The organism is Streptomyces sp. NPDC051677, from assembly GCF_044453465.1.
In the GTDB taxonomy this organism is placed as follows: Bacteria; Actinomycetota; Actinomycetes; order Streptomycetales; family Streptomycetaceae; genus Streptomyces.
In genome coordinates this window covers 42,709-68,420 of sequence record NZ_JBITCT010000042.1, presented here as the reverse complement: position 1 = coordinate 68,420, position 25,712 = coordinate 42,709, and the positions used below count along the sequence as shown (strand labels likewise).

General features: G+C 71.7%; 23 protein-coding genes, 2 tRNA genes and 1 pseudogene. 12 read left to right on the top strand and 14 right to left on the bottom strand.

From position 1 onward, the window contains the following. The first annotated feature begins 45 nt into the window (after positions 1–45). From ehuB to ACIBAF_RS36875, 6 genes are all read left to right on the top strand, one after another. A complete protein-coding gene (gene ehuB, locus ACIBAF_RS36900; protein ID WP_399468966.1) occupies positions 46–957 on the top strand; it encodes an ectoine/hydroxyectoine ABC transporter substrate-binding protein EhuB in 912 nt (303 codons plus the stop codon). After that, a complete protein-coding gene (ehuC, locus tag ACIBAF_RS36895; protein WP_399468964.1) occupies positions 954–1,682 on the top strand; it encodes an ectoine/hydroxyectoine ABC transporter permease subunit EhuC in 729 nt (242 codons plus the stop codon). The genes ehuB and ehuC overlap by 4 nt, the downstream gene beginning before the upstream one ends. Then, the gene (gene ehuD, locus ACIBAF_RS36890; protein WP_399468962.1) at positions 1,682–2,332 is read left to right on the top strand and encodes an ectoine/hydroxyectoine ABC transporter permease subunit EhuD; all 651 of its coding nucleotides are present in this window, start codon (positions 1,682–1,684) and stop codon (positions 2,330–2,332) included. Before ehuC ends, ehuD begins: the two co-directional genes overlap by 1 nt. Further along, positions 2,322–3,119, top strand: a complete 798-nt coding sequence (ehuA, locus tag ACIBAF_RS36885; protein WP_399468960.1) for an ectoine/hydroxyectoine ABC transporter ATP-binding protein EhuA — start codon at positions 2,322–2,324, stop codon at positions 3,117–3,119. The genes ehuD and ehuA overlap by 11 nt, the downstream gene beginning before the upstream one ends. A gap of 274 nt (positions 3,120–3,393) precedes the next feature. Continuing rightward, the gene (locus ACIBAF_RS36880; protein ID WP_399468958.1) at positions 3,394–4,152 is read left to right on the top strand and encodes an IclR family transcriptional regulator; all 759 of its coding nucleotides are present in this window, start codon (positions 3,394–3,396) and stop codon (positions 4,150–4,152) included. A 79-nt stretch (positions 4,153–4,231) separates the two neighbouring features. Beyond that, positions 4,232–4,305, top strand: a tRNA-Lys gene (locus tag ACIBAF_RS36875). Positions 4,306–4,412: 107 nt separating this feature from the next. On the opposite strand, the gene ACIBAF_RS36870 is transcribed toward ACIBAF_RS36875, so the two are convergent. The 5 genes from ACIBAF_RS36870 to ACIBAF_RS36850 form a co-directional block, all read right to left on the bottom strand. Further along, positions 4,413–6,098 carry an AMP-binding protein gene (locus tag ACIBAF_RS36870; RefSeq protein ID WP_399468956.1) on the bottom strand — a complete coding sequence of 562 codons (1,686 nt, stop codon included), beginning with the start codon at positions 6,096–6,098 and terminating at the stop codon, positions 4,413–4,415. A 40-nt stretch (positions 6,099–6,138) separates the two neighbouring features. Next, entirely contained in the window at positions 6,139–6,600 is a 462-nt protein-coding gene (locus ACIBAF_RS36865) for a DUF3592 domain-containing protein (RefSeq protein ID WP_399468954.1), read from the bottom strand. Positions 6,601–6,689: 89 nt separating this feature from the next. Next, positions 6,690–7,295 (bottom strand): lytic polysaccharide monooxygenase, encoded by a 606-nt coding sequence (locus ACIBAF_RS36860; RefSeq protein WP_399468952.1) that lies wholly within the window; start codon positions 7,293–7,295, stop codon positions 6,690–6,692. Between the two features lie 142 nt (positions 7,296–7,437). Next, entirely contained in the window at positions 7,438–8,547 is a 1,110-nt protein-coding gene (locus ACIBAF_RS36855; RefSeq protein ID WP_399468950.1) for an SPFH domain-containing protein, read from the bottom strand. A gap of 66 nt (positions 8,548–8,613) precedes the next feature. After that, positions 8,614–10,107 carry a peptidoglycan-binding protein gene (locus tag ACIBAF_RS36850; RefSeq protein WP_399468948.1) on the bottom strand — a complete coding sequence of 498 codons (1,494 nt, stop codon included), beginning with the start codon at positions 10,105–10,107 and terminating at the stop codon, positions 8,614–8,616. 194 nt (positions 10,108–10,301) lie between these two features. On the opposite strand from ACIBAF_RS36850, the gene ACIBAF_RS36845 reads away from it, so the two are divergent. The 4 genes from ACIBAF_RS36845 to ACIBAF_RS36830 all read left to right on the top strand — a co-directional run bounded on the left by ACIBAF_RS36845 (position 10,302) and on the right by ACIBAF_RS36830 (position 15,822). Then, positions 10,302–10,375: transfer RNA gene (locus tag ACIBAF_RS36845), tRNA-Lys, on the top strand. Positions 10,376–10,625: 250 nt separating this feature from the next. After that, positions 10,626–12,575, top strand: coding sequence for a glycosyltransferase family 2 protein (locus tag ACIBAF_RS36840; protein ID WP_399468946.1), 1,950 nt, complete (start codon positions 10,626–10,628; stop codon positions 12,573–12,575). After that, positions 12,572–14,521 (top strand): galactose oxidase-like domain-containing protein, encoded by a 1,950-nt coding sequence (locus ACIBAF_RS36835; RefSeq protein ID WP_399468944.1) that lies wholly within the window; start codon positions 12,572–12,574, stop codon positions 14,519–14,521. The genes ACIBAF_RS36840 and ACIBAF_RS36835 overlap by 4 nt, the downstream gene beginning before the upstream one ends. A gap of 98 nt (positions 14,522–14,619) precedes the next feature. Next, the gene (locus tag ACIBAF_RS36830; protein WP_399468942.1) at positions 14,620–15,822 is read left to right on the top strand and encodes a glycosyltransferase; all 1,203 of its coding nucleotides are present in this window, start codon (positions 14,620–14,622) and stop codon (positions 15,820–15,822) included. A 101-nt stretch (positions 15,823–15,923) separates the two neighbouring features. On the opposite strand, the gene ACIBAF_RS36825 is transcribed toward ACIBAF_RS36830, so the two are convergent. The 7 genes and pseudogenes from ACIBAF_RS36825 to ACIBAF_RS36795 form a co-directional block, all read right to left on the bottom strand. After that, positions 15,924–16,970, bottom strand: a complete 1,047-nt coding sequence (locus ACIBAF_RS36825; protein ID WP_399468940.1) for a glycoside hydrolase family 6 protein — start codon at positions 16,968–16,970, stop codon at positions 15,924–15,926. 320 nt (positions 16,971–17,290) lie between these two features. Further along, on the bottom strand, positions 17,291–17,950 hold the full coding sequence (locus ACIBAF_RS36820; protein WP_399468938.1) for a class F sortase: 660 nt from the start codon (positions 17,948–17,950) through the stop codon (positions 17,291–17,293). A gap of 3 nt (positions 17,951–17,953) precedes the next feature. Beyond that, on the bottom strand, positions 17,954–18,589 hold the full coding sequence (locus ACIBAF_RS36815; protein WP_399468936.1) for a hypothetical protein: 636 nt from the start codon (positions 18,587–18,589) through the stop codon (positions 17,954–17,956). Positions 18,590–18,693: 104 nt separating this feature from the next. Continuing rightward, complete coding sequence (locus ACIBAF_RS36810; protein ID WP_079662019.1) at positions 18,694–19,473, bottom strand: HAD-IIA family hydrolase; 780 nt, start codon at positions 19,471–19,473, stop codon at positions 18,694–18,696. 160 nt (positions 19,474–19,633) lie between these two features. Next, on the bottom strand, positions 19,634–20,566 hold the full coding sequence (locus tag ACIBAF_RS36805; RefSeq protein ID WP_399468933.1) for a hypothetical protein: 933 nt from the start codon (positions 20,564–20,566) through the stop codon (positions 19,634–19,636). Between the two features lie 114 nt (positions 20,567–20,680). Further along, complete coding sequence (locus tag ACIBAF_RS36800) at positions 20,681–21,796, bottom strand: ROK family protein (protein ID WP_399469022.1); 1,116 nt, start codon at positions 21,794–21,796, stop codon at positions 20,681–20,683. 324 nt (positions 21,797–22,120) lie between these two features. After that, positions 22,121–22,231: pseudogene (locus ACIBAF_RS36795) on the bottom strand (winged helix-turn-helix transcriptional regulator); the annotation flags it as partial. 137 nt (positions 22,232–22,368) lie between these two features. Here ACIBAF_RS36795 and ACIBAF_RS36790 point away from each other — a divergent pair. Both ACIBAF_RS36790 and ACIBAF_RS36785 read left to right on the top strand, forming a co-directional pair. After that, the gene (locus tag ACIBAF_RS36790; RefSeq protein WP_399468931.1) at positions 22,369–23,448 is read left to right on the top strand and encodes a Gfo/Idh/MocA family oxidoreductase; all 1,080 of its coding nucleotides are present in this window, start codon (positions 22,369–22,371) and stop codon (positions 23,446–23,448) included. Further along, a complete protein-coding gene (locus ACIBAF_RS36785) occupies positions 23,448–23,954 on the top strand; it encodes a heme-degrading domain-containing protein (RefSeq protein ID WP_399468929.1) in 507 nt (168 codons plus the stop codon). The genes ACIBAF_RS36790 and ACIBAF_RS36785 overlap by 1 nt, the downstream gene beginning before the upstream one ends. 54 nt (positions 23,955–24,008) lie before the next feature. Here ACIBAF_RS36785 and ACIBAF_RS36780 read toward each other — a convergent pair whose 3' ends face one another. Beyond that, a complete protein-coding gene (locus ACIBAF_RS36780; protein ID WP_399468927.1) occupies positions 24,009–24,866 on the bottom strand; it encodes a fumarylacetoacetate hydrolase family protein in 858 nt (285 codons plus the stop codon). Positions 24,867–24,990: 124 nt separating this feature from the next. Further along, positions 24,991–25,689 carry a YidC/Oxa1 family membrane protein insertase gene (locus ACIBAF_RS36775; RefSeq protein ID WP_399469020.1) on the bottom strand — a complete coding sequence of 233 codons (699 nt, stop codon included), beginning with the start codon at positions 25,687–25,689 and terminating at the stop codon, positions 24,991–24,993. Between the last annotated feature and the right edge of the window lie 23 nt (positions 25,690–25,712).

Genomic DNA, 25,712 nt, shown 5'->3' with positions numbered 1-25,712 from the left:
AAAGCGGGCTGCATAAGTCGCATGGTCCGGGGTAGCCGCGCCGCCATGGCTCCACCACTGGAACATCGCGAACGCGAACGCATACCTGGGACCACACGTCGGTCGCTGCTCGCGGGGGTAGCGGCGGTCGGCGTGCTGGGCGCCGCCGGCTGCTCCCGTGTGGCGACCGCGTCGACCGCGAACGGCGGCGACCTGCTCGACCGGCTGAAGGCGGCCGGTGTCGTCCGGCTGGGCATCGCGGGTGAGATCCCGTTCGGGTACATCGACAAGGACGGCGACCTGACCGGCGAGGCGCCCGAGCTGGCGAAGGTCATCTTCAAACGGCTCGGGGTGGACCAGGTGCAGCCCGTGCCCACCGAGTTCGGCTCGCTGATACCCGGGCTGAACGCACAGCAGTTCGACGTGGTGGCCGCCGGGATGTACGTCACCCCCGAGCGCTGCGCACAGGTCCTGTTCGCCGACCCGGACTACCAGATGCTCGACTCGTTCGTGGTGCGCAAGGGCAACCCCAAGGGGTTGGACAACTATCAGGACATCGTGCAGAAGAAGGCGAAGTTCGCCACCGGCACCGGGTACGCGCAGATCCAGCACGCGGTGGCGGCGGGCTACAAGGAGAGCGACATCCTGATCGTGCCCGACCAGGTCGCCGGTCTGAACGCCGTGGAGGCAGGCCGGGTCGACGTGTTCGCCGGCACGGCCGTGACCACCCGCGACGTGGTGAAGAAGTCCCGCAAGACCGAGGCGACCAAGCCCTTCGCGGCCGTGATCGACGGCAAGCCGACCATCGACGGGGGCGCCTTCGCCTTCCGGCTCACCGAGACCCGGCTGCGGGACGCCTTCAACGTCGAGCTGCACAAGCTCAAGAAGAGCGGCGAACTGGCCCGCGTTCTGCGGCCCTTCGGGTTCACGAAGGCCGAGATGACGGACCTGACCGCGAAGGAGCTCTGCGGCGGATGACCTCCGGACTCTGGGAACTCGTCCTCAAGGGACTCTGGACGACCGTCCAGCTCCTCGTGTTCAGCGCCCTGCTGGGGGGCGCCGTGGCCTTCACCGCGGGGGTCGCGCGCACCCACCGGCTGTGGATCGTGCGCTTCCTCGCCGGGTTCTACACCGAGGTGTTCCGCGGGACCTCGGCGCTGGTGATGATCTTCTGGGTGTTCTTCGTGCTGCCCCCGGCCTTCGGCTGGCAGCTGGTGCCGATGTGGGCGGGCACCCTGGCCCTCGGCCTGACCTACGGGGCGTACGGCTCGGAGATCGTGCGCGGCGCGCTGAAGGCCGTCGACCCGGCGCAGCAGGAGGGCGGGATCGCGCTCAGCTTCACGCCCTGGCAGCGGATGCGGCTGATCCTGCTGCCGCAGGCGGTGCCGGAGATGATCCCGCCGTTCTCCAACCTGCTGATCGAGCTGCTCAAGGGCACCGCGCTGGTGTCGGTCATGGGCATGGGCGATCTGGCGTTCAGCGGGAACCTGGTGCGGCTCGCGCTGCAGGAGAGCGCGGAGATCTACACGTATCTGCTGCTCATCTACTTCGTGATCGCGTTCCTGCTGACGCGGGTGATGCGCGGGCTTGAGAAGCGGCTGAAGGCGGGCGTCGGGAAGGCGCCCACGCGCAAGGCCGTCACGGAACCCGGGCCGGTCGGCGCCGGGGTGGGCGTCGGAGTCGGAGTCGGAGGAGGTTCCTGATGACATGGGACTGGGGCGCGGTCGCCGATTTCATGCCGCACTTCTGGGACGGGCTGCTGGTCACCCTGCAGGCCCTCGCCCTCGGCTCGCTGATCTCCTTCGCCCTCGGGCTGGTCTGGGCGCTGCTGATGCGCACGCCGACCCGGTGGGTGCGCTGGCCGGTCGGGGTGGTCACGGAGTTCGTGCGCAACACCCCGCTGCTGGTGCAGCTGTTCTTCCTCTTCTACGTGCTGCCCGAGTGGGGTCTGACCTTCTCGGCGCTGACGACCGGCGTCTTCGCGATCGGGCTGCACTACTCGACGTACACGATGCAGGTCTACCGGGCCGGCATCGAGGGGGTGCCCGCCGGGCAGTGGGAGGCGGCTACGGCGCTGAACCTGCCGGCCGGCCGGACCTGGCGGGCAGTGATCCTGCCGCAGGCGATCCGAAGGGTCGTCCCGGCGCTCGGCAACTACGTGATCGCGATGCTCAAGGACACGCCGATGCTGATGGCGATCACCGTCCTCGACATGCTCGGGCAGGCGCGGCTCTTCTCCCAGGAGCACTTCCAGTTCACCGAGCCCCTGACCGTGATCGGCGTGGCCTTCATCCTCATCTCCTACCTGGCCTCCCTTCTTCTGCGAGCCCTGGAGCGACGTCTTGTCCACTGACACCCCGCTGACGAAAGATCCCGACGCAGGCGCCAATCCGCCGGTGGACGGCAGCGAGCTGATCCGCCTGGAGCAGGTCACCAAGCGGTTCGGGTCGAACACCGTGCTCGACCGGCTCGACTTCTCCGTGGAGTCCGGCAAGCACGTCACGCTGATCGGCCCGTCCGGCTCCGGCAAGACGACGATCCTGCGGCTGCTGATGACACTGACCAAGCCCGACGAGGGGACCATCACGGTCGCCGGGGAGAAGCTGTTCCCGGCCCCCGAGAAGCAGATCCGCGAGGTCCGCAAGAAGATCGGGATGGTGTTCCAGCAGTTCAACCTGTTCCCGAACATGACCGTGCTGCGGAACGTCACCGAGGCCCCGGTGACCGTCCTCGGCCTGTCCAAGGACGAGGCCGAGCAGCGCGCCCGGGAGCTGCTGGACCTGGTGGGCCTCGCCGACAAGGCCGACGCCCGCCCCACCCAGCTGTCCGGCGGGCAGCAGCAGCGCGTGGCGATCGCGCGGGCGCTGGCGATGCGGCCGCAGGTGCTGCTCCTCGACGAGGTCACCTCGGCGCTCGACCCCGAGCTGGTCGCGGGCGTCCTCGACGTCCTCAGGGACATCGCCCGCACCACCGACATCACGATGCTCTGTGTGACCCACGAGATGAACTTCGCCCGGGACATCTCCGACCAGGTCCTGATGTTCGACGCGGGCCGGGTCATCGAGTCGGGTCCGCCGGAGAAGATCTTCGGTTCACCGGAGCAGGAACGGACGCGGGAGTTTCTCAGCGCGGTGCTGTGAGCCGGTGCGGCCGTTGCGGTGCGGCCGGCGCGGTGCGGCCGGGTGGGTGAGAGCGCTGGTCCGGGCGGCGGGTCATGACGTTGGCATATGCCAGCGGGCCAGTGGCGCAGTTCGGCGAGTCGTAAGTGCAACACATTCTCGCCAACAACCCCTCCCACCCGGCCGCTTGGCCGTTATCGTGGAAGGTGATTCGCTGTCAGGATCACGCTGCCCGGATCACTGTCAAGATCACGGATTACGGATCACGGCCAGAAAAGCGACCAGGGGGGAAACCGTGGCGCTGAAGCACGAGCCGACCGCGCCGTACCACTCGGCCCAGGAAGCGTTGCGCGTCCTGGAGACGGTGGCACGCCACTCCACCGGTGTCACCGACGCCCAACTCGCCCGCCAGACCGGCCTCACCGCGGAGCGACTGACCACGCTCCTGCGCATGCTGCGCCGCGAGGGCTACGTCGAGCAGATCGCCGACGGCGCGTACGTCACGGGCGACGCGCTCACCCGGCTGGGCTCCGCGCACCACCGCGAGCAGGCCCTGCGCGACAAGCTCCAGCACACCCTCGACCGGCTCCGCGACTCCGTCGGCGCCGCCGTCTACATCAGCCGGTACGTCGACGGCGAGGTCACGATCACCCAGTACGCCGACGGCCCCGCCACGCCGTCCGTCAACGAGTGGGTCGACTTCCGCTACTCCGCGCACGCCACCGCGCTCGGCAAGAGCATCCTCGGCCAGCTCGACCACAACGGCCGGCGCGACCACCTCTCCCGGCACAAGATGGCCCGGCTCACCTCGCGCACCATCACCAGCGACAAGCTGCTGCTCTCCCGTCTGGAGGCCCAGCCGCCCACGGTCCCGGTGCTCGACCTCCAGGAGTACGCGATCGGCACGGTCTGCGCGGCCGTCCCGATCACCGCGGGGTCCACGGCCGGCTGTCTGGCCCTGTCCCTGCCCGTCGCCCACGCCCACCGCCTCCGCCAGGCCGCCGACGCCCTGAACAGGAACGCGGCGCCGGTACTGCTGTCGCTCGCGATCTGAAGGGTGGTCCAAAGCACCCTCGCGGACCAGGTAGTATTTTCTCCGTCGCCAGCCGCCGAAGGCGGAGGGCGGGAGTCATGCGCCGCTAGCTCAGTTGGTTAGAGCAGCTGACTCTTAATCAGCGGGTCCGGGGTTCGAGTCCCTGGCGGCGCACGATGACGGTGGCGGTTTGTGTTCGCAGAAAGCGCGAACACAAACCGCCACCGTTTGTTTTGCGCGGCGAAGCCGCGCCTTGCGGGGGCTCCGCCACCCACACCCCCTCAGACTGGGCCTCTCGTGGACACGAGGGGCCCTTCGCCTTGCCCCGCCTGCCTCGCCCGCCCCGCCTGCCCGGCCCCCACGGCTTCCCCCGCCTCCTCCGCCGTCAGCCTTCGGTACGTCGCCTCCCCCGGCGGTCGCCACCACACCTGGTCGGCGCAGCGGACGCCCTCCCGGCGCAGCAGCGCCCGGTGGATCTTGTTCGTCGCGGTGACGGGCATCCGGTCCACCACCCGTACGAACCGGGGCGCCATCTTCGTGCCCAGGTCGGGCTGGGCGAGCAGGAACTCGGCGAAGGCGAGCGGGTCGAAGGTCCCGGCCAGCGTCGCCATCACCTGGTCGCCGGTCACCGGGTCCGGGACCGCGTAGACGGCGACGGCGTCCGCCCCCTCGTACCGGGCGAGGATGTTCTCGATCATCGCGGCGGCCAGGTTCTCGCCGTCGACGCGGAGCCGGTCGTCGGTGCGGCCCGCGAAGTAGAGGAAGCCGTCGGAGTCCCGGTAGAAGAGGTCGCCGGTCCAGTACGCGCCGTCCTCCCGGCGCCGCTCCGCCTCCGCCGCCGGGTTGCGCCAGTAGCCCTCGAAGGGGTTCGGACCCCGGTTGACCAGCTCCCCTATCGCCCGCTCGCCGTTCAGCAGCCGGCCCGCCGGGTCGAACTCGGCCGGCGGACACTCGGCGCGCGTTCGCGGGTCGAGGACGACGAGCCCGGGACCCGCCCTCCCGACCGCGCCCACCGGGGTCCCCGGCGACCACTGCACGGCCGCCCCGCCCTCCGAGGAGCCGTAGCCCTCCACCAGCCGCACCCCGAACCGCCGCTCGAAGGCCGCCGCGTCCACCGCCCCCGCCTCGGTGCCGAAGCCGAGCCGCAGCGCGTGGTCCCGGTCGTCGGGGCCGGGCTCGGTGGCCAGGACGTACTGGATCGCCCGGCCCACATAGGTGAAGTACGTCGCCCGGTAACGCCGTACGTCCGCCAGGAAACCGGAGGCCGAGAACCGTCGCCGCAGGGCCACGCCCGCCCCGGCGGCCAGCGCGGGCGCCCAGTCGGCGATCACCGCGTTGCCGTGGAACATCGGCATGCAGACGTAGTGCACGTCGTCCGGGCGGACCGAGAACTGCCCGGCCAGCGAGCGTCCGGCGGCGGCCAGCCGGCCCTGGGTGCACAGGGCCGCCTTGGGGGCGCCGGTCGAGCCGGACGTGAAGTAGAGCAGGAGCCGGTCGGCGGGGGTGGCGCGGGAGGGGTCGGGGCGGGCGTCCGTGTACGGCGCGAGCAGGTCGTCGTACTCCGGGGAGCCGGTGATCAGCAGCCGGACCCCGGGCAGGTCGAGGCCCCTGAGGAGGGGGAGGTGGGTGTGCTCGGTGATGAGGAGCCGGCACTCCGTGTGCAGGATGTCCCGGGCCAGTTCGGGCCCCCGCCGGGTGGGGTTGATCCCGGCGACCGCCGCGCCGGCGAGGGCCGCGGCGGACAGCCAGAGCGGGAACTCCGGGGTGTTGTCCAGCAGCACCCCGAGGTGCGGCGGGCCGGCCGAGGGCAGCAGGTCGGCCAGCAGCGCCGCCCGCGCGGCGGCGCCTGCGGCGACCTCGTGGTGGGTGAGGACCGGATTCCCGGGGTCTTCACACCACAGTCCCGGACGGTGGTCGCCCCACCGTGCTGCTACGAGTTCGGCGACGGTATCCCCGGTGGACTCCATGGCCGCGCACGGTAGTTGACAGACCGTCAGATGTGGAGGGCTACGGCAGGAAGCCGTCGCTCTCGGCGAACATCCAGTGGGCGGTGACCATGAAGAACACGCAGAAGGCGATGGCCGTGCCGAGGAAGAGCAGCAGGCAGCCCGACTCGGCGAGGAGCCTGCCGGGGGCCGGGGCCTTGGCGGTGGCCTCCTCGGGGTGACCGGCCGCGTAGTGGACGGTGACGATGTCGCCCTCGAGCGTCGTCCCGGGGCCGTTCGCCTCCTCGAAGCGGATGGTGCGGCCGTCGCGGGTGGTGAACTCGTAGACGTGGTGCAGGGTCGTGCTGACCATGGTGTCGCCGCCGCCGCTGGTCGTCGTGTACGACCGCAGACAGCGCGCCTCAGCGGTGAGACCGCCGCTCCAGGCCCGGGCGACCCGCCGGGAGCGGCGAGCCAGCCGGAACACGCCGAGCAGCAGGCCGGCGATCATGACCGACGGCACAAGGTAGAAGAAGGCTTCCATGAGCTCCCCCGAGGTTCCGGCGCCGGCCTGGTCGGGGCGGCGTGCAGGGAACGTACCCGCGCGGGGCCCCGGAGGAGCTCAAGCGATGCTCAGAACGTGACGTCGGAGCAGGCGTAGAACGCGTTGACCGTGTCGGCGATCGTCCACACCGCGACGATCATGTGCCGTCCGCTGAGCCCGGACGGCAGCGTGCCGCTGTGCGAGAGGGTGGCCGGGGGCCGCTGACCGCCGTAGGGCACGGTCAGGAACGGGGTGAGGGTGAGGTCGGAGCGGGCCAGGTCGTGGTTCTGGTTCCAGCCCTGCTTGGTGACGTAGTACCTGAAGTCGGTCGTGGCGTGCATCGCGGTGAACTGCCAGCGGAAGGTGTAGCTCTGACCGCCGGTCACCTTGGTGGTCGGCCATGCCCCGCCCGAGGGGGTCTTCGGGCGGTCGAGCTGGGCGAAGCGGGTGTTGTTCGCGGAACAGATCCGGCCGTCCGCCGCGCCGGACGCCGGGAAGCCCTTCGGGCCCTCGACGCTCTGCGGCTCCCACTGGATGTCGCCGCAGTCGGGGACGGTCCCGTTCTGGCAGAGCTTCTGCCTGCTGATGGGGAGGTCGGTGTAGCCGTGGCCGCTGGCGCCGCCGGCCGAGAGCACGAAGGCTCCGGCGGTGGCGAGGCCCAGCACGGCGGCGTGCAGCCTGGTCTTTTTGCGCATGCTGTCGCTCCTGGAGAACGTGGGGAGTTCACTGAGCTGAGCCGTGCAGGTCTAGACCAAGTTCGAGATTATTGCCGTTTCTTGGCTGTGTCCATATCAAAGACGCGGCCCGCCTCTCTCATCGAGCCCCTCACGGCGCCCCTCACGGCGTCTGTTCCGAGCGTCCCGCGCAGAAGGCCACGGTCAGGTCCTTCACCAGCGCCTTGCGCTCGTAGTCGTCGAGCTCCACGAGCCCCCGCATGGTCAGCCGGGTCACCGTGTCCTCCACCGAGTCGACGACCGACGTCAGCACCGTCGCCCGGTGCTGGGCGTCGAGCGCGGCGATCCGGCGGCGGTGCATCGCGGCGGCCACCTCGGGGGCGTACTCGATCCGCAGCGGCTGCACGGAGTACACCTCCAGACCGATGGCGCCCGCGTCCTGCGCGACCCGCCGCGTCAGCGCCTCCCCCGCCGCCTCCACCGAACCCCGCCCCGAGCCCGGCGTCTCCACCGGGATCCGGGCGAGGGCCGCCTCGACGCACTCGCGCAGATACGTCTCGTGGTCGTCGACGCCGAGCGTGGCCCGCGCGGTGTCCCGCACCCGCCACACCACCAGGGCCACCACCCGCAGCGCGACCCCGCTGCCGTCGGCGGCGGGCATCGGCTCACTGCGCCAGTGCCGCAGCCGCACGTCCACCCGGCGGCGCAGCAGCAGCGGGTTCACCCACAGCAGACCGGTGCGCCGCACGGTCCCCCGGTAGCGGCCGAACAGACCGAGCACCCAGGCCCGCCCGGTCCGCCCCCGGGCGAGACCGCCGAAGCCGAACAGCCCCAGCGCGCCCGCACCGGCGTACGCCGCCCACTGCGCCGGCCCGAGCCCGGCGCCCGCGAACTCCGGCAGCCGCAGCGCCTGCACCGCGAGCGGCGGCAGCACCCCGGCCCACCACGAGGCGGCCACACAGCCCGCCGCCCCGCAAGCCCCGGCGAGCACTCCCGCCGCGCCCGGCAGCACCCGGGCCGGCCGCTCCACCAGCTCGGGGTCGACCTGCGCCGTCGGCCGCGGCCCGGCCGGGGTGGGCCGGCGCAGCCGCGGCTGCTCGCCCGTGCCCGCCCGGCTCCCCACCACGGCAGGCCCGAGCGGCACCGGCCGCGGCTCGGGCTCGTCACGGAACAGCAGGTGGACGGGGATCTCGGTGGTCGCCTCGTTCTGGATGAGCCGGGCGGGCCTGGACGGCCCCTCGGACTCGGGCGTCTGTGAAGTGGTCGTGTGCATTGCGTGCCTCCAGCCTCCGCGCCAGATACGCCATGACAGTGAGTGGGTCGTGGGGAGGGAACCGGGTCACCGGAAGAGCCGCCGCCAGGTCTCCGGGCCCGGGTAGCCGTCGGCCGCGCCGCCGCGCCAGCCCTGGGCGCGCTGGAAGGCCTCGACTCCGCGCCGGTCCGCCTCGCCCCAGCGCGGCCCCGGGCCGGTCGTGTAGTACCTGCCGAACCCCTTCTTCACCAGCTGCTTCCCCAGCTGGGTGACGTACGCGCTCTGCGCACGCGGCCGGAACACGGCCCGGCCGGGGTACGGCGGAATGTGCGACGTCACGGAGGAGTCGGGCGGGCCGACCGCCCCGTTTCCGGCCCCCGTGCCCGTGCCCGTGCCCGGCCCGGCGGCGGTGCCGGGGCTGCCCCCGCTCCCGGCGGTCGCCCCCGGAGGCAGCGAGGCCTCGATGTTCCTGCCCTTACGGGTGACCAGCAGGGACCAGGTGCGCGGGCCCGGGATGCCGTCGGCGTTCGGGCCGCTCCAGCCCTGGGCCCGCTGGAACGCCATGGTGGCCCAGCCGTCGGAGGCCGACCAGCGCGGGCCGGGGCCCGAGGCGTAGAAGCGCGCGCCGCCGCGCTCGACGAGAAGCCGGCCGAGCAGGGTGACGTACTGATTGTTCGCGCCGGGTCCGAAAGCCGCCCGCCCCGGGTACGGCGTCGACGCCACGTCCCCGACCTCGGGCATGTTCCCCCCGCCGTCGGCGTTGCCGACCTGTCCCCCGGCATTGATGCCGATACCGGCGCCGGCGCCTGTACCCGCCGCCGTGCCGGTGCCCGTTGTGGTCGCTGTGAGGCCCTTGTAGCGATAGGGAACGTATCGGTCGGAATTGCTCCAGTAGGCGTAGGGAGTGGCCTGGCGACGGGTGGTCGGGCGGGTCTGCTCGTAGACGACGTAGTAGCTGTGGGTGTAGTCCGTCCAGCCGCCGAAAAGGACGACGTGCGAGCCTTTCTCGGGGTCGGACGGATTATGGAACAGCAGAATGTCGCCGGGCTGGAGTTCCTGCTTGGAAATCCGCGTCCCGTACTGGTTGAGGCTGCCCGTCCACTCGTTCCCGGGCAGGTTCCAGGCCATGGAGACGAAGCCCGAGCAGTCCTGCCGGTAACCGTCGTACCAGTACGTGTCCATGCTGTACGGCACCTCGGCGGAAACCCATTCCTTGGCCCGTTGGATGATGTCCGCCCGGGTCGTCGGGGGCGTTCTGACCGGTCCCGCCAGACTCCCGGGGTGCGCCGACTGTCCGGCCGGTCCGTGCAGCGGCGCCTTGCCGCCCTGAGGCGTCTCGGGCTCGTCACCTGCGGGAACGCCCGGCCGGTCGGGGGACTGCGGGGCGGCGACGGCGGGCGGCGCATGGCCCGCGCCGAGCGCCGCGGCCGTCACGGTGGCGACTGCCAGGGCGCGGTGGACGGCCGGGCGACCGCTGAACGGCGCGGGCGCGGAATGCCGGTTCGCCCGCCGCCGCGCTACGCATCCGGGGCATTCGCAGTCGCTCGCGGGATCGAATTCCTCGAATACCGGAGCCGCCATGCGATTCCCCTCACACTCCAGCTGGAAATGTCCGCGACTGTGCACACAGGGCAGTTTCTCAACTGTCTTCCCGACGCGCATGCTGACGGTCCGAATGATGTACGCGCGCACATCGAGAGGGCGGCGGCCGGTGGACCCGGGAGCGGGTGGTCCTGGGCACCCCCGGGGGTCCTGTAGAGTTCTCCCGTCAGCAGGCGCCGCTAGCTCAGTTGGTTAGAGCAGCTGACTCTTAATCAGCGGGTCCGGGGTTCGAGTCCCTGGCGGCGCACAGACACCGAAGGCCCCTCGCGAAAGCGAGGGGCCTTCGTTCGTATCCGCGTGCGATTACCCACAGCGGGTTCACGAAGCGCACAACACTCCCACATGCGCCACATTGCGCCCGTATGACCGGTAAACAGAGCGTTTCGCATCTTGCGATCATGCTGAACCCCATAGAACCCTGGATCTCAAGATGCTGCGGATTCGCGGCAGTTGGGGGGATTTACACGCGGTGCGAGCCGCGTGTGGGGGGATGATTCATGACGGTGCCTGCGCACCACCATTCCGGACGTTCCGGCGGCACGCTGACCTACCGCCGCCTCAGAAGGTCTCTGCCGAAGTACGACTACGAGCACTACAGCCGACTGGCGGGGCCCCTCACCCAGCCGGAGCCGGGCAGACCGTACACCGTCCGCTACCGCTCGCTGCTGGCCCAGGAGCCGCACCGGGTCCGGGCCGCGCTGATGCTCTGCGCGGCGCCGCTGCTGTCGGCAGTGCTGCTGGTGTGGCTGCTGAGGCCGGCACACTGGACCGAGCGCGACCACCCGGCCCACGGTTACCTGCCCGCCCTCGACATCGTGATGCTGGTGTCGATCGGCCTGATCGAGTTCTTCCGCTGTCTGAACGTGCTGTCGAACGCGCACGCCACCCTGGTGGCCCGCGACCCCGTCCCGGTGGTGCCCGAGACCGGCACCCGCGTCGCCTTCCTCACCTCCTTCGTGCCCGGCAAGGAGCCCCTGGAGATGGTGACGAAGACCCTTCAGGCCGCCGTCCGGCTGCGCCACCGGGGCCTGCTGCACGTCTGGCTGCTCGACGAGGGCGACGATCCCGAGGTGAAGGAGGTCTGCGCGCGCCTGGGCGTGCACCACTTCAGCCGCAAGGGCGTCGAGCGCTGGAACCGGCCGTCGGGCCCGCACCGCGCGAAGACCAAGCACGGCAACTACAACGCCTGGCTGGAGGCCCACGGCGACGCCTACGACTACTTCGCCTCCGTCGACACCGACCACGTACCGCTGCCCAACTACCTGGAGCGGATGCTGGGCTACTTCCGCGACCCGGACGTCGGCTTCGTCATCGGACCGCAGGTCTACGGCAACTACGACACGTTCGTCACCAAGGCCGCGGAGTCCCAGCAGTTCCTCTTCCACGCCCTGATCCAGCGGGCCGGCAACCGCTACGGCGCCCCGATGTTCGTGGGCACCTCCAACGCCGTGCGGATCAGCGCGCTGAAGCAGATCGGCGGGCTCTACGACTCGATCACCGAGGACATGGCCACCGGCTTCGAGATCCACCGCACCCGCAATCCGGCCACGGGACGCAGGTGGCGGTCGGTCTACACCCCGGACGTGCTCGCCGTCGGCGAGGGACCGGCCGCCTGGACCGACTTCTTCACCCAGCAGCTGCGCTGGTCCCGCGGCACCTACGAGACGATCCTCAAGCAGTACTGGAAGGGCTTCTTCAGCATGCCGCCGGGCAAGCTCTTCAACTACACGATGATGATCGTCTTCTACCCGATGTCGGCCCTCAACTGGATCCTGGCCGCACTGAGCTGTGCGCTGTTCCTGGGCCTGGGCGCCTCGGGCGTGAACATCGACCCGGCGGTGTGGCTGATGCTGTACGGCAACGCCTCGGCGCTGCAGATCGGCCTGTACCTGTGGAACCGGCGGCACAACGTCTCCCCGCACGAGCCGGAGGGGTCGGGCGGGGTGGCCGGCATGGCCATGTCGGCGCTGTCGGCGCCGGTGTACGCCCGCTCGCTCATGGACGCCGTACTGCGGCGCAGGAGCAGGTTCGTGGTGACGCCGAAGGGGGACTCCGCCAGCCCGGACACGCTGTTCGGGACCTTCCGGATCCATCTCTTCTTCGTGCTGGTCTTCGCCGCGTCCATCGTCGCCGGGTTCGTGTTCGGGCACGCCCAGCCCGCGATGATCGTCTGGGCCTCGTTCGCGCTGCTGGTCACCGCCTCGCCGATCGTGGCGTGGCGGGTGGTCGTACGGGAGGCGAAGGTGCGGGAGGCGAGGCTGCGGACGGCGAAGGCGCGGGACGCTGAGGCGCGGGAGGCGAAGGCAGGGCCGCCGCAGGAGGCGCGGGGCGGCGAACGGGTGCCGGCGCAGGGCACGGTTCCCGCGGTCGAGACCGTCTGGGAGGTCCCCGTGGGCGGACCGGGGGGACCAGGCGGCCTGGGGGGACTGGGGGGACGTGAGGAATGAGGGACGGGGTCGACCGTTTCGTCGTCCATCGGCGTGCCCGCAGGTTCGCGATCACCACGGCGGTCGTCGTCGTGCTGGCCGGGATGAACGGGCCGTGGGTCTACCGCTTCGGGACCCAGCAATACCACCAGTACGCGATCAACAGGCCCGAGTACAAGGCGGCCAACGGCCACTGGCAGATCGTCGAGTTCCCGAAGGAGTACCGCCAGGACACCATCCACGCGGTGCTCCTGCACACCGGGAAGGTGCTGCTGGTCGCGGGCTCCGGCAACAACCAGGACAACTTCGACGCGAAGAGGTTCGACACCCGGATCTGGGACCCGGCGAAGGGCACGGTGAAGAAGGTGCCCACCCCCGAGGACCTGTTCTGCACCGGCCACACCCAGCTCGCGAACGGCTCCGTCCTCATCGCGGGCGGGACGAAACGGTACGAGAAGCTGAAGGGGGACGTCACCAAGGCCGGCGGGCTGATGATCGTCCACAACGAGAACCCGGACAGACCGATCACCCTGCCGGCGGGGACCGCGTTCACCGGGCGCGAGAACCGCAAGACGTTCGTGTCGAAGGACCCGGTCCTCGTGCCGCGCGCGACGAAGGTCTTCGACAAGAAGACCGGGAAGTTCCTGCGCAACGATCCGGGCCTCGGCCGGATCTACGTCGAGGCGCAGAAGTCGGGGACGACGTACGAGACCGGCACTCAGGACAACTACCGGATCCGGGGACTGAACGGCGTCGACGCGCGCAACACCTACGGCATCGCGCAGAAACTCGCCCTCGACAAGAAGGACTTCCAGGGAATCCGGGACGCCTACGAGTTCGACCCGGTCGCCGAGAAGTACATCAAGGTCGATCCGATGAACGAGGCCCGCTGGTATCCGACGCTCACGACCCTGAGCGACGGGAAGATCCTCAGCGTCTCCGGGCTCGACGACATCGGGCAGTTGGTGCCGGGCAAGAACGAGGTGTTCGATCCGGCCACCCGGAAATGGACGTACACGAAGAAGGTCCGGCAGTTTCCCACGTATCCCGCGCTGTTCCTGATGCAGGACGGAAAGATTTTCTACTCCGGATCCAACGCGGGGTACGGGCCCGCGGACGTGGGGCGGGATCCCGGGATCTGGGACGTGACCGGCAACGGCTTCACCAGGCTGCCGGGCCTGGGCGACCCGGACCTGATGGAGACCTCGGCGACCGTGCTGCTGCCGCCCGCGCAGGACGAGCGGTACATGGTCGTCGGCGGCGGGGGCGTCGGGGAGTCGCCGCGCTCCAGTGCGCGGACCCGACTCGTCGACCTGCTCGACGAGAGCCCGCGTTTCGTGGACGGTCCCGCGCTGGAGAAGGGAACACGGTATCCGCAGGTTTCCGTGCTCCCCGACGACAGCGTGCTGGTGTCCGGCGGCTCGGAGGACTACCGGGGACGGGGCAACTCCGACATTCTGCAGGCCCGTCTCTATCACCCTGAAAGCAATTCGTTCGAGCGGGTCGCCGATCCGCTGGTGGGCCGCAACTACCATTCCGGGTCGCTGCTGTTGCCCGACGGCCGGGTGATGTTCTTCGGCTCCGACTCGCTGTACGGGGACGCGGCGAACACGAAACCCGGGAAGTTCGAGCAGCGGATCGAGATCTACTCGCCGCCCTATCTGTATCGGGGAAAGCGGCCGGAGTTCTCCGGCGGGCCGAAGAGCATGGCCCGCGGCGCGTCCGGGGTGTTCACGTCGGCGGACGCTTCGTCCCTGCGGAAGGTACGGCTGGTCCGGCCGAGTGCGTCCACGCATGTGACGGACGTGGATCAGCGGTCGGTGGCGGCGGAATTCACCGTCACGGGAAATAAGGTACGGGTCACCGTGCCGGCGAACCGGAATCTGGTGCCGAGCGGCTGGTACATGCTGTTCGCCGACGACAGCCGTGGGGTTCCCAGCGAGGCGCGGTGGGTGAAGGTGCCGTAGCCAACGTATAGCGCACCGGGGGCCTTGCGGCAAGGCCCCCGTCGTGCCGCAGAATCACCGGCCGAAGCCGGTTTCTGCGGAACAAGGGGAGTCACCAAGTGCGTGTGCTGTTGTCGACGTACGGGTCGCGCGGGGACGTCGAGCCGCTGGTGGGACTCGCGGTGCGATTGCGGGAGCTCGGCGCGGAGGTGCGGATGTGCGCGCCGCCCGACGAGGAGTTCGTGGAGTTGCTGGCCGGCGCCGGGGTGCCGCTGGTTCCGGTCGGCCCGCCGATGAGATCGATGGTGCGGCCGGCGTCGGCGGCTGAGGCCGACCGGCGCGTGTCCCAACTGGCCGCGATGTTCGACCCGATCGCGGCGGCGGCCGAGGGATGTGACGCCCTCCTGGCGACCGGTCTCGCGCATTTCGCCTCGCGGTCGGCGGCCGAGAAGGTCGGCATCCCCTACCTGTACGCGACCTTCTGCCCGTTCATCCTGCCCTCGGCGCACCACGCTCCACCTGCGGCGCTGCTGCCGGGCCAGTCGCTCCCGCCGGAGGGGGCCGACAACCGGGCGCTGTGGGAGCTGAACGCCCAGACCTTCAACACGCTGCACGGTCCGGCGCTCAACGCCCACCGGGCCTCGATCGGTCTGCCACCCGTGGACGACGTCCGCACCTTCATGCTCACCGACCGACCGTGGCTGGCGGCGGACCCGACCCTGAGCCCGTGGCCTCAGACCTCGGAGCTCGACGTCGTCCACACCGGTGCGTGGATTTTGCCGGACGAACGCCCTTTGGCGGACGAGCTGTCGGCGTTCCTCGACGCCGGCGCACCACCGGTGTTCATCGGCTTCGGCAGCATGCGCGGCGTCTCGCAGGACACCGCACGGGAGGCCGTCGAGGCGGTCCGCGCGCAGGGCCGCCGCGTCCTCGTCGGGCGCGGCTGGGCGGGCCTGGGCCTGATCGACGACAAGGACGACTGTTTCGTCGTCGGCGAGGCCAACCACCAGGCGCTGTTCGGCCGGGTGGCGGCCGTCGTACACCACGGCGGCGCGGGCACCACGACGACGGCCGCCCGGGCCGGCGCACCCCAGGTGATCGTTCCGCAGGGAGCGGACCAGCCGTACTGGGCCGGCCGGATCGCCGAGCTGGGCATCGGCGCGGCGCACGACGGTCCGACGCCGACCGTGGAGTCCCTGTCGGCCTCGCTCAGGACGGCCCTCACGCCCGAGACCCGCGCACGAGCGACCGCCGTGGCCGCCGTGATCCGCACCGACGGGGCCGCCGTGGCCGCGAAGCTGCTGATCGACGCGGTCGTCTGAAGATGGACGCGGTCGTCTGAGGATCGACGCGGTCGTCTGAGGCCCGAGCGCCCCAGCACCCCAGCACCCGAGCGCCCCAGCGGCCGAGCCCGCGCGTACGGTCAGCCGCGGGCCAGTCGCAGGGCGTACGTCGGCCACCAGTCCCCCGCCTTGGGGCCGCCCTTGCACTCGCCGTCCGACTCCCCCGGGCGCTTCACCCACAGGTAGGCGTCGACCAGGGGGTCCGCCGTCCGGGTCGTCGGGGTGGGGCCCAGGGCGCGGCCCGGCGGGTTGCACCAGCGCTCCGCCGGGTCGCCCTCCTCGTACGGGCCGTTGCCGTTGCGGCTGGTGTCGACGACGAAGTGCTTGCCGCCCGTCTGCGCCGAGAGCTGCTTGCCGTACGCGATGGAGTCCTCGGTGGAGTAGAAGTTGGAGACGTTGACGGCGAAACCGTCGGCGCGGGCCACGCCCGCACGCCGGAGGGGCTCGTGGATCTGGTCGGGGTGACCCCAGCCGGCGTTGCCCGCGTCCAGGTAGACCCTGGTGTTCTTCAGGGACTTGAGGGCGGTGACGGCGTCGTCGAGGAGGTCGTATCGCTCCTCGTGGAAGGCGGCAGGGGTGCAGCCGTCGACCAGGTGCAGGAGGGCGTCGGGTTCGAGGACGACGATCGCCGGGCGGTCGGCGATGCCCCGGGCCACCGCGGCGACCCAGGCGCGGTAGGCGGCGCCGTCGGCCGCGCCGCCCTGGGAGTACTGGCCGCAGTCGCGGTGCGGGATGTTGTAGAGGACGAGGAGCGGGGTGCGGCCCGCCCGGTCGGCGGCCTCGGTGAAGCCGCGGGCCTCCTGTTCCGGGTTCTCCGGGCCGAGCCACTGGCCAGTCGGCTGCTCGGCGATCTCCCGGACCGCGGCGGCCTCGTCCTTCTCGCCGGCCTTCTCGTAGGCAGCCGCCTGACGGGCCGCCGAGCCGTCCGGGTTGACCCAGAACGGGTCGGCCTCCTTGGGCTGTTGGGTGACGGCGGGCACGCTCGCCGACTCGCCCGGTGGCCGGTTCATGGGTCCGCTCGTGGGCCTTTCGGCCTTGCCGTCGCCGCCACCGCCGCCGCCCGACGAGCATGCGGTGAGCAGCAGCACCGCGCCCAGCAGGAACGCGGCCCCCCTCCTGACGTACATCCAACTCCCCCTTGGGTGCACGGACTTGCGCACCGGCTTCCGCATGGACTTCCGCATGGACTCCCGCACCGGCCTACCCCGGTCTCAATCCTGACATAAGACCCGCACTGCCCACGAGAGCGCCGGAAAGCGGTCTTTACGGCCGTCAACGGGGTAGGTGAACCTCACAGCCTCCCGCGCCGGTCGCCGGGTCACTCCCGCAACCCGAGCGCGCGCGGTCGAGGACCGGCTCGGTCGGCGGTTTCCGGGGGAGCGGACCGCCGACCGGGCCGGGTGACGCCACGTCACCTGTCGCAACGTCACCTCACGTGCACATCGCCTCAGACGGCGATGCCGGTCAGGTACGCCGACACGATCACGTTGGCCGTGTAGGTGCGGGTCGCCCGGTCGAAGGCGCCGCCGCAGGTGATCAGGCGCAGTTCGGCGCGGCCCGACTGGCGGGGGCCGTAGGCCTGTCGGGCGTCGAAGTGGTCGCGCTGGACGACCGCGACGTCGTCGACGGTGAACTCGGCGACCTTGCCGTCGTCCCGGACGACCCGGACCCGCTCGCCGGCCTTGAGGGTGCTGAGCCGGTAGAAGACGGCGGGCCGGGTCTCCGTGTCGACGTGCCCGACCAGCAGGGCGGTGCCCTTGGCCCCGGGTTTCGCGCCGCCGGCGTACCAGCCGACGACGCCCGCCTGGTCGAAGGGCGGCGGGTCGACGGCCCCCCGGGCGTCGAGGCCGCGCGCGACGACCGGGGCCTGGACGCCCAGTTCGGGGATGTCGACGCGCTGCGGCAGCGCCTGCCCCAACGGCTTTGCCGCGGGCGGGAGTTCGGCGTCCGGCGGACGTCCCACCGCGGCGATGTCGCCCGTCGCGGGGGCGGATATCCCGTGCCGTACGTCGGTCACCTCACTCCCCCACAGCCACAGCCCGAGCAGCAGCACCGCCCAGGTCAGGCCGGTGAGGAAGCGACCGGAAGAGCGTTCGCCGTCGGACATCGCTCATTCCGCCCCGCGTCTGCTGCGCATCCCGCGGAACGCGACGACGGTCGCGGCGACGCCCGCGAGCACCAGCCCGATGACCGTCTGCGCGGTGCCGGGACCGCGACCGTCCGCCCGCGCCTCGCCGACGGCGGCGAGCGGACGGAGCGGGGCGGCGCCACCGCCGCCCGCCCGGACGGGGGCCACGGGGGTGACAGGGGCGACGGGGGTCGTGGCGGGCGTCGCCGACCGTTGCGACGGCAACGACGCGGCGACCTCGATCCGGGCCGTCACCTGGGAGTCGACGCAGGTGATCCGCACGTCGTAGGCGCCGGGCGCCAGCGAGGAGCGGACCCGGGTGTCGCCGACGAGCGCGCCTCCGGCGCCACCGGTGCCGGCGGTGACGGCGGTGACGAGTCGGGCGTCCGCGACGAAGGCGTCCGAGGCCGCGGTGGCGGCTCTGCCGCCGCAGCCGCTGACCTGCAGCGTGACGTCGGCGCCGGGCGAGGGCGTGGACGGCGTCACGGAGACGCTCCCGCTCCTGCCCCCTCCGCCGCCACTGTCCTGAACGCCTCCGCCCGAGGCGTACGCCGTGGGGACGAGCACCGCGGCGGCGACCGCGACACCCGCACAGAGAGTGATTTTCAGTGAGCCCATCGTGAACCTCCAGCTGTCTGGAGAGTCCCCCGCTCGGACCCGATGCGCATCCGCAGGCGGGTCCTCGCTGCTCCGTACGGGTGGGTTCCGCAGTGGTGCGGGTTTCAGACGCGGTCGACGAGGTCCGCGATCGAGTCCACGACCTTCGACGGACGGTACGGGAAGTTCTCGACCTGCTCGGGCCGGGTCAGGCCGGTGAGCACGAGGAAGGTCTGCATCCCGGCCTCCATGCCGGCGAGCACGTCGGTGTCCATGCGGTCGCCGATCATCGCGCTGGTCTCGGAGTGGGCGCCGATGGCGTTCAGCCCGGTGCGCATCATCAGCGGGTTGGGCTTGCCCGCGAAGTACGGGGTCTTGCCGGTCGCCTTGGTGATCAGCGCGGCGACGGCGCCGGTGGCCGGGAGCGCGCCCTCGGCGGAGGGGCCGGTCTCGTCCGGGTTGGTGCAGATGAAACGGGCGCCGTCGTTGATGAGCCGGACGGCCTTCGTCATCGCCTCGAAGGAGTAGGTGCGGGTCTCGCCGAGGACGACGTAGTCGGGCTCGTGGTCGGTGAGGATGTAGCCGATGTCGTGCAGCGCGGTGGTCAGCCCCGCCTCGCCGATGACGTACGCCGTGCCGTCGGGCCGCTGGTCGCCGAGGAACTGGGCGGTGGCCAGCGCGGAGGTCCAGATGTTGTCGATCGGCACGTCCAGGCCCATGCGCTGGAGGCGGGCGTGCAGGTCGCGCGGGGTGTAGATCGAGTTGTTGGTGAGGACCAGGAACGGCTTGCCGGACTCGCGCAGCTTCTTCAGGAAGGCGTCGGCGCCGGGGATCGGCACGCCCTCGTGGATGAGCACACCGTCCATGTCGGTGAGCCACGACTCGATGGGCTTGCGGTCTGCCATGTGCGGGATCTCCCTGCCGTACGCATGTACGCGGTTGCTGCGCGGGTACGCGGTTGCTGCGTCCGCGGTTGCTGCGTACGCCGCCCCAGCCTAGCCACAGGCCCGATCTTGAGGGAATGGCCGGTTTCCGGGCGTCCACTGGCTGGGATGAGCCCCCGCGTCAACGGCGTCGGCGCGCTGCTCGGCGGGCCGGCCGGCGGGCCAGCAGCAGGGCCGCTCCGGCGGCGAGGAAGCAGGCGGTGACGGCGGCGAGGACGGCGGGCGAGGTGAGACCGGTGCGGGCGAGCTCGGCGGCCTCGTCGGCGAGGGAGAGGTTGCCGGAGTCCGTGGCGGAGGCGTCGGGGGTGGGGAGGGGAGTCGGGAGGGAGGTCGGGACGGAGGTCGGGACGGAGGTGGGGACGGAGGTGGGCGTGGGGGCGGAAGTGAGAGCGTCCGAGTCGGGGGCGGTGCCGGCCTCGATGCCGGTGTCGGAGTCGGAGTCGGAGTCGGTGTTGGTATCGCTTTCGGCGGGGGCGTCGGACTCGACGGCGAAGCGGTAGTCGTTCGACTGTCCGATCCAGTCGCCGTCGTCGCCGTGACGCTGGACGACGGCCGCGTTGGCGGTGACGGTGTTCCGGACGGCGTCCGAGCTGAGCGCGAGGCGCAGCTTGACGGTGAGGGTGCGGCCGGGGCCGACGGTGAAGCCGGGGAAGTCGTCGGCTTCCTCGGCGTGTTCGTCGGCGTGCTCGTCGGTGAACGCCCCGACCAGTTCGTCGTCTTCCGTGGGCACGAAGCGGACCGGGTGCGGCTGTCCGCCGGCGTAGAACTCCAGGTGCGGCTGGGACGGCTTCAGGGAGCGTCGGGCGTCGACCAGGACGACGACCGGGTGGACCCCCTCGCAGGCACTGCGGGTGGTGTTGGTGAGGTCGAGGTACCAGGTGCCGAATCCGCCCCCGGCCCGGTAGGAGGCGGGGCCGCCGCGGAGGCGGGTGGTGAGGGGGAAGTCACCGGTGTCGGCGCCCGCGCAGCTCGGGCCCTCTTCCGCGTGCGCGGACGCGGGGAGGAAGGCGGCGGCCACGGCGAGGCAGAGGGAGACAGGCGGGCACAGTCGCATGAACACGTGAGCCTGTACGAAGGAGCGGCGCGAGAAGCGACGGCACACCGCACGACCGTACGAATCCCCTCGTTCGGCGGAGGGGCTGAGCCGAAGGAGGCGAGGGCAGGGGGTTCAGCCGTCGCCCCGGCCGAACACCGGTGCCAGCAGCAGTTGGGCCGCGCCCTCCGCGACGCCGCGGGCGCCGCCGGGAGCGAGGCGTACCGGTACGGCGCCCTCCGGGACTCCCTCGCGCCGGGCGCGGGCGTCCAGGACGGCGGCGACGCCGTGGACGAACGGCTCCGGGTCGGCCGCGATCGTACGGCCGCCCAGCAGCACGGCGTCGATGTCGAGCAGTCCGGCCAGGTTCGCGGCGGCCTCGCCGAGTACGCGTGCCGCCTCGGCCGCGTCCCCTCGCCCGATGGCCGCCAGGCACAGCGCCTCGACGCAGCCCCGGTTGCCGCAGGTGCAGGGCGGCCCGTCCAGCTGGATGACCTGGTGTCCGAACTCCCCCGCGCCGGTGCGGGCGCCCCGGTGGACGGTCCCGCCGATCACCAGGCCGGCGCCGAGGCCCGTCCCGAGGTGGAGGCAGGCGAAGGAGCCGGGCTCGCCGCCGACGGCGAGGCCGAGCGCGGCCGCGTTGGTGTCCTTGTCGACGACCACCGGCGCCCCGAGCCGCGCCGCGAGCACGTCCCGCAACGGAAACCCGTCCCACTCGGGAAACCCGGTGACCCGGTGCAGCACGCCACGGGCATGATCAAGAGGACCGGGAAGAGCCACGCCGACCCCGAGGAGGGTACGCAGCGCAAGACGCTGTTCCCGCCCCACGGCGGCCGCGGCGTCGGCGAACGCGGCCCCGCGCTCCGGAGCGGATGCGAAAGGGGCGGCGCCGGCCCCCCCGGCCCCGCCCGCCACGAGACCCTCAGGCCCGCCCGGCACGACATCCTCGGGCCCACCCCGCACGACATCCCCGGACCCGCCCCGCACGACGCCCTCGGGCCCACCCCGCACGACATCCCCGGACCCGCCCCGCACGACGCCCTCAGGCCCACCCCGCACGACATCCCCGGCCCCGCCCCGCACAACACCCTCAGGCCCGCCCCGCACAACACCCTCAGGCCCGCCCCGCACAACACCCTCAGGCCCGCCCCGCACGACACCCTCGGACCCGCCCCGCACAACACCCCCGGACCCGCCCCGCACAACATCCCCAGGCCCGCCCCGCACAACACCCTCAGACCCGCCCGGCACGACACCCTCAGGCCCGCCCCGCACAACACCCTCAGGCCCGCCCCGCACAACGCCCCCGGACCCGCCCCGCACGAAATCTCCGACGACCTCCCCTACCTCCCGTGCCACCGCCGCCAGCACCGCTTCCGCTCCCGCGCCCAGTGACAGGGGGACGCAGCGGTCCCCCACCACCCGGCCGTCGAGGTCGGCGAGGACCACCCTCAGTTCGTCCCGGTCCAGGTGGACGCCGACCGCGTGGGCGGCGTCGGGGACCAGGCGCAGGACGGTGCGCGGCTTGCCGCCGGTCGAGGCGCGGTGGCCCGCCTCCGCCGCCAGCCCGTCCTCCCGCAGCCGGGCGGTGATCTTGCTGACCGCCTGCGGGGTGAGCCCGGTGCGCTCGGCGAGTTCGAGCCGGCTGATGCCGTCCGGCCCGGCCGTGCGCAGCAGGTCGAGCACGAGCGCGGTGTTGTGGCTGCGCAGAGCCAGTAGGTTCACCCCTGCGCCTGGGGCGCGACCGCCGCCGTCCGTCCTGTTCACGCCCCCATTCTCCCCTCTGCTTGCACTTTGGCAACAGCGTTGCGAAAGTGGGTGCCATGACAGGTACTCCTCTCCGCGTGGGCCTGATCGGCTACGGCCTCGCAGGCTCCGTCTTCCACGCCCCGCTGATCGCCGCGACCGAGGGCCTCGTCCTCGACACCGTGGTCACCTCGAACGCCGAGCGGCAGGAGCAGGCCCGCGCCGAGTTCCCGGACGTACGCGTCGCAGCCACCCCCGACGACCTGCTGGCCCGCGCCGGCGAGCTGGACCTGGTCGTCATCGCGTCCCCGAACAAGACGCACGTGCCGCTCGCGACGGCCGTCCTGAAGGCCGGTCTGCCGGTCGTCGTCGACAAGCCGGTCGCCGGCGCCGCGGCCGAGGCCCGCGAGCTGGCCGCCCTCGCCGAGGAGCGCGGCCTGCTCCTGTCCGTCTTCCAGAACCGCCGCTGGGACAACGACTTCCTGACCCTGCGAGGACTCCTCGCCGACGGCGAACTGGGCGACGTCTGGCGCTTCGAGTCCCGGTTCGAGCGGTGGCGGCCGCTGCCGAAGGGCGGCTGGCGGGAGTCCGGCGACCCGGCAGAGATCGGAGGTCTCCTCTACGACCTCGGCAGTCACGTCGTCGACCAGGCGCTGGTCCTGTTCGGCCCGGTGGTCTCCGTCTACGCCGAGACGGACGTCCGCCGTCCGGGCGCGGAGACCGACGACGACACGTTCATCGCGCTGACGCACGCGAACGGCGTCCGCTCCCACCTCTACGTCTCCGCGACGACCGCCCAGCTCGGCCCGCGCTTCCGGGTGCTGGGCTCGAAGGCGGGCTATGTGAAGTACGGCCTGGATCCGCAGGAGGCGGCGCTGAAGGACGGCGAGCGCCCCGGCGGGACGGCGGACGCGGGCTGGGGCACAGAGCCCGAGGAGCTGTGGGGCCGCCTCGGCGCCGGAGAGTCGCCGCTGACCGGCGGCGGACGACCCGTACGGACCCTCCCCGGCGACTACCCGGCCTACTACGCTGCGGTGGCCAAGGCACTGATCGACGGCGGCCCGGGCCCGGTGACCGCCGTCGAGGCGGCCGCCGCCCTCGACGTCCTGGAGGCGGCCCGCCGTTCGGCACGAGACAAGGTGGCGGTGACGCTGTAATGGGCACCCACGAGATCACCCCGAAGTTCACCCCGGAGATCACCCCGACCCTGGAGGAGCTCCAGGGTCAGGAACGGCGGCTGGTCTTCCGCCAGTTCACGAACGACGACGCGTGGGCGCTCGGCTCACTGCTGGTGGAGCTGGCCCGCGAGCGCCAGGCGCCGGTCGCCGTCGACATCCACCGCGCCGGCCAGCAGCTCTTCCACGCTGCCCTGCCCGGCTCGACCCCCGACAACGACGCCTGGATCGCCCGCAAACGCCGGGTGGTGGAACGCTTCGGCGCGTCCTCCTACCTGGTGGGCGCCCGCCACCGCGCCAAGGGCACGACGTTCGAGGAGTCCTCCCGCCTGGACCCCGACGTCTACGCGGCCCACGGCGGCTCCTTCCCCATCAACGTGGAGGGCGTGGGCATCGTGGGCGCGGTGACGGTGTCCGGCCTCCCCCAGCTGGAGGACCACCGCTTCGTGGTGGAGGCACTGGAACAGTTCCTGGAAAAGTACCTGTAGGCGCGACGCCTCCGGGGGCGCGGACGCAGTCGCCCGCGCCCCCGAAGCGGAGCGTCACGCGTCCTTGAACTCCTGGCGCTGCCTGCCCAACCCGGAGATCTCCAGCTCCACCACGTCCCCGGCCCGCAGGAACGGCTTCGGCTCGGGCGCGCCCAGCGCCACCCCCGCCGGCGTCCCGGTGTTGATGACGTCGCCGGGGTACAGCGTCATGAACTGGCTGACGTACCGCACGACCTCCCCCACGGGAAAGATCTGCTCGGCCGTCGTCCCGTCCTGCTTCAGCTCCCCGTTGACCCACAGTTTCAGGGACAGCTCCTGCGGGTCGGGCACGTCGTCCGCCGTCACCAGCCAGGGCCCCAGCGGGTTGAACGTCTCGCAGTTCTTCCCCTTGTCCCAGGTCCCGCCGCGCTCGATCTGGAACTCCCGCTCGGACACGTCGTGCGCGACGGCGTACCCCGCGACATGCGCGAGCCCTTCATCCGCCGACCCCAGGTAGCGCGCCGTGCGCCCGATGACGACCGCCAGCTCCACCTCCCAGTCGGTCTTGGCGGAGCCACGGGGCACGAGCACGGTGTCGTACGGCCCCACGACCGTGTCCGCCGCCTTGAAGAAGATGACGGGCTCGGCGGGCGGCTCGGCCCCCGTCTCCCGGGCGTGGTCGTGGTAGTTCAGCCCGATGCACACGATCTTGCCGATCCGGGCCAGCGGCGGCCCGATCCGCAGCCCGGCCGGGTCCAGGACGGGCAGCTCGCCGGAGTCGGCGGCGGCCCGGACCCGGCCGAGGGCCTCGTCGTCGGCGAGCAGCGCGCCGTCGACGTCGTCCACGACACCCGACAGGTCGCGCAGCGTGTCGTCGGCTCCGAGCAGGGCGGGGCGCTCCGCGCCCGCCGTACCGACTCGCAGCAGCTTCATGGTCCGTCACCGTCTTCCTAGATCGCGGAGCGTCCACCGACGGGTGCAGCCATCGGATGACTGGTCGATCCTCCAAGCTGGGCGTCCGCTCCGCAATACCCGGTTCACGTACTGGACCGTCACGTCACCGGTACAGGACGGCTCGCTCGACGGCGCTCCAGGTCGAGCTGGTGATCACGTACAGCGCGGCGGCCAGCGGCACGACCGCCACGGTGATCAGGGTGAAGAAGGACATGAACGGCATCACCTTGGTGAGGGCGCCGACCCCGGGCACGTCCTGACCGCCGGTCTCGGGCAGCGGCATCCGCTTGGCGCGCACGTAGTTGAAGGAGGCGACGGCGGCGACGAGGGCGAACAGCACGAGGTAGACCAGCCCGGCCCCGCCGACGAGCCCGGTCCCGGCGAGCGCGTCGCTCCAGCGGTCGCCGAGGGGCGCCGCCAGCAGCCGGTGGTCGAGCAGCTCGTTGCCCGCGCCGCCGATCGAGGAGCTGGAGAAGAGGTGGTAGAGCACGAAGAAGGCGGGCAGCTGCAGCAGGCTGGGCAGACAGCCGGACAGCGGTGACACCTTTTCCTCGGCGTGCAGTTCCAGCACGGCCTTCTGGAGCCGCTCGGGGTCCTTCGCATGCTTCCTACGCAGTTCGGCGACCTTCGGCTGGAGCGCCGTCCGGGCCTTCTGACCGCGGGCGGCCGCCCGGGAGAGGGGGTGCACGAGGAGTCGTACGAGTGCTGTGAACAGGACGATCGCGGCGGCCGCGGCGGATGCGCCGAACAGCGGGTGGAGCAGGTCGGCGAGGTGGCCGACCAGGTCGGCGAAGGCGGACATGAGTGCGGACATGAGCGCGGACA

Excerpts from the sequence above, each read along its gene's own strand:
- ehuB (WP_399468966.1), top strand. The coding sequence starts at position 46 with ATGGCTCCACCACTGGAACATCGCGAACGCGAACGCATACCTGGGACC.
- ehuC (WP_399468964.1), top strand. The coding sequence starts at position 954 with ATGACCTCCGGACTCTGGGAACTCGTCCTCAAGGGACTCTGGACGACC.
- ehuD (WP_399468962.1), top strand. The coding sequence starts at position 1,682 with ATGACATGGGACTGGGGCGCGGTCGCCGATTTCATGCCGCACTTCTGG.
- ACIBAF_RS36870 (WP_399468956.1), bottom strand. The coding sequence starts at position 6,098 with ATGGAGTCCACCGGGGATACCGTCGCCGAACTCGTAGCAGCACGGTGG.
- ACIBAF_RS36865 (WP_399468954.1), bottom strand. The coding sequence starts at position 6,600 with ATGGAAGCCTTCTTCTACCTTGTGCCGTCGGTCATGATCGCCGGCCTG.
- ACIBAF_RS36860 (WP_399468952.1), bottom strand. The coding sequence starts at position 7,295 with ATGCGCAAAAAGACCAGGCTGCACGCCGCCGTGCTGGGCCTCGCCACC.
- ACIBAF_RS36855 (WP_399468950.1), bottom strand. The coding sequence starts at position 8,547 with ATGCACACGACCACTTCACAGACGCCCGAGTCCGAGGGGCCGTCCAGG.
- ACIBAF_RS36850 (WP_399468948.1), bottom strand. The coding sequence starts at position 10,107 with ATGGCGGCTCCGGTATTCGAGGAATTCGATCCCGCGAGCGACTGCGAA.
- ACIBAF_RS36840 (WP_399468946.1), top strand. The coding sequence starts at position 10,626 with ATGACGGTGCCTGCGCACCACCATTCCGGACGTTCCGGCGGCACGCTG.
- ACIBAF_RS36835 (WP_399468944.1), top strand. The coding sequence starts at position 12,572 with ATGAGGGACGGGGTCGACCGTTTCGTCGTCCATCGGCGTGCCCGCAGG.
- ACIBAF_RS36825 (WP_399468940.1), bottom strand. The coding sequence starts at position 16,970 with ATGTACGTCAGGAGGGGGGCCGCGTTCCTGCTGGGCGCGGTGCTGCTG.
- ACIBAF_RS36820 (WP_399468938.1), bottom strand. The coding sequence starts at position 17,950 with ATGTCCGACGGCGAACGCTCTTCCGGTCGCTTCCTCACCGGCCTGACC.
- ACIBAF_RS36815 (WP_399468936.1), bottom strand. The coding sequence starts at position 18,589 with ATGGGCTCACTGAAAATCACTCTCTGTGCGGGTGTCGCGGTCGCCGCC.
- ACIBAF_RS36810 (WP_079662019.1), bottom strand. The coding sequence starts at position 19,473 with ATGGCAGACCGCAAGCCCATCGAGTCGTGGCTCACCGACATGGACGGT.
- ACIBAF_RS36805 (WP_399468933.1), bottom strand. The coding sequence starts at position 20,566 with ATGCGACTGTGCCCGCCTGTCTCCCTCTGCCTCGCCGTGGCCGCCGCC.
- ACIBAF_RS36790 (WP_399468931.1), top strand. The coding sequence starts at position 22,369 with ATGACAGGTACTCCTCTCCGCGTGGGCCTGATCGGCTACGGCCTCGCA.
- ACIBAF_RS36785 (WP_399468929.1), top strand. The coding sequence starts at position 23,448 with ATGGGCACCCACGAGATCACCCCGAAGTTCACCCCGGAGATCACCCCG.
- ACIBAF_RS36780 (WP_399468927.1), bottom strand. The coding sequence starts at position 24,866 with ATGAAGCTGCTGCGAGTCGGTACGGCGGGCGCGGAGCGCCCCGCCCTG.
- ACIBAF_RS36775 (WP_399469020.1), bottom strand. The coding sequence starts at position 25,689 with ATGTCCGCCTTCGCCGACCTGGTCGGCCACCTCGCCGACCTGCTCCAC.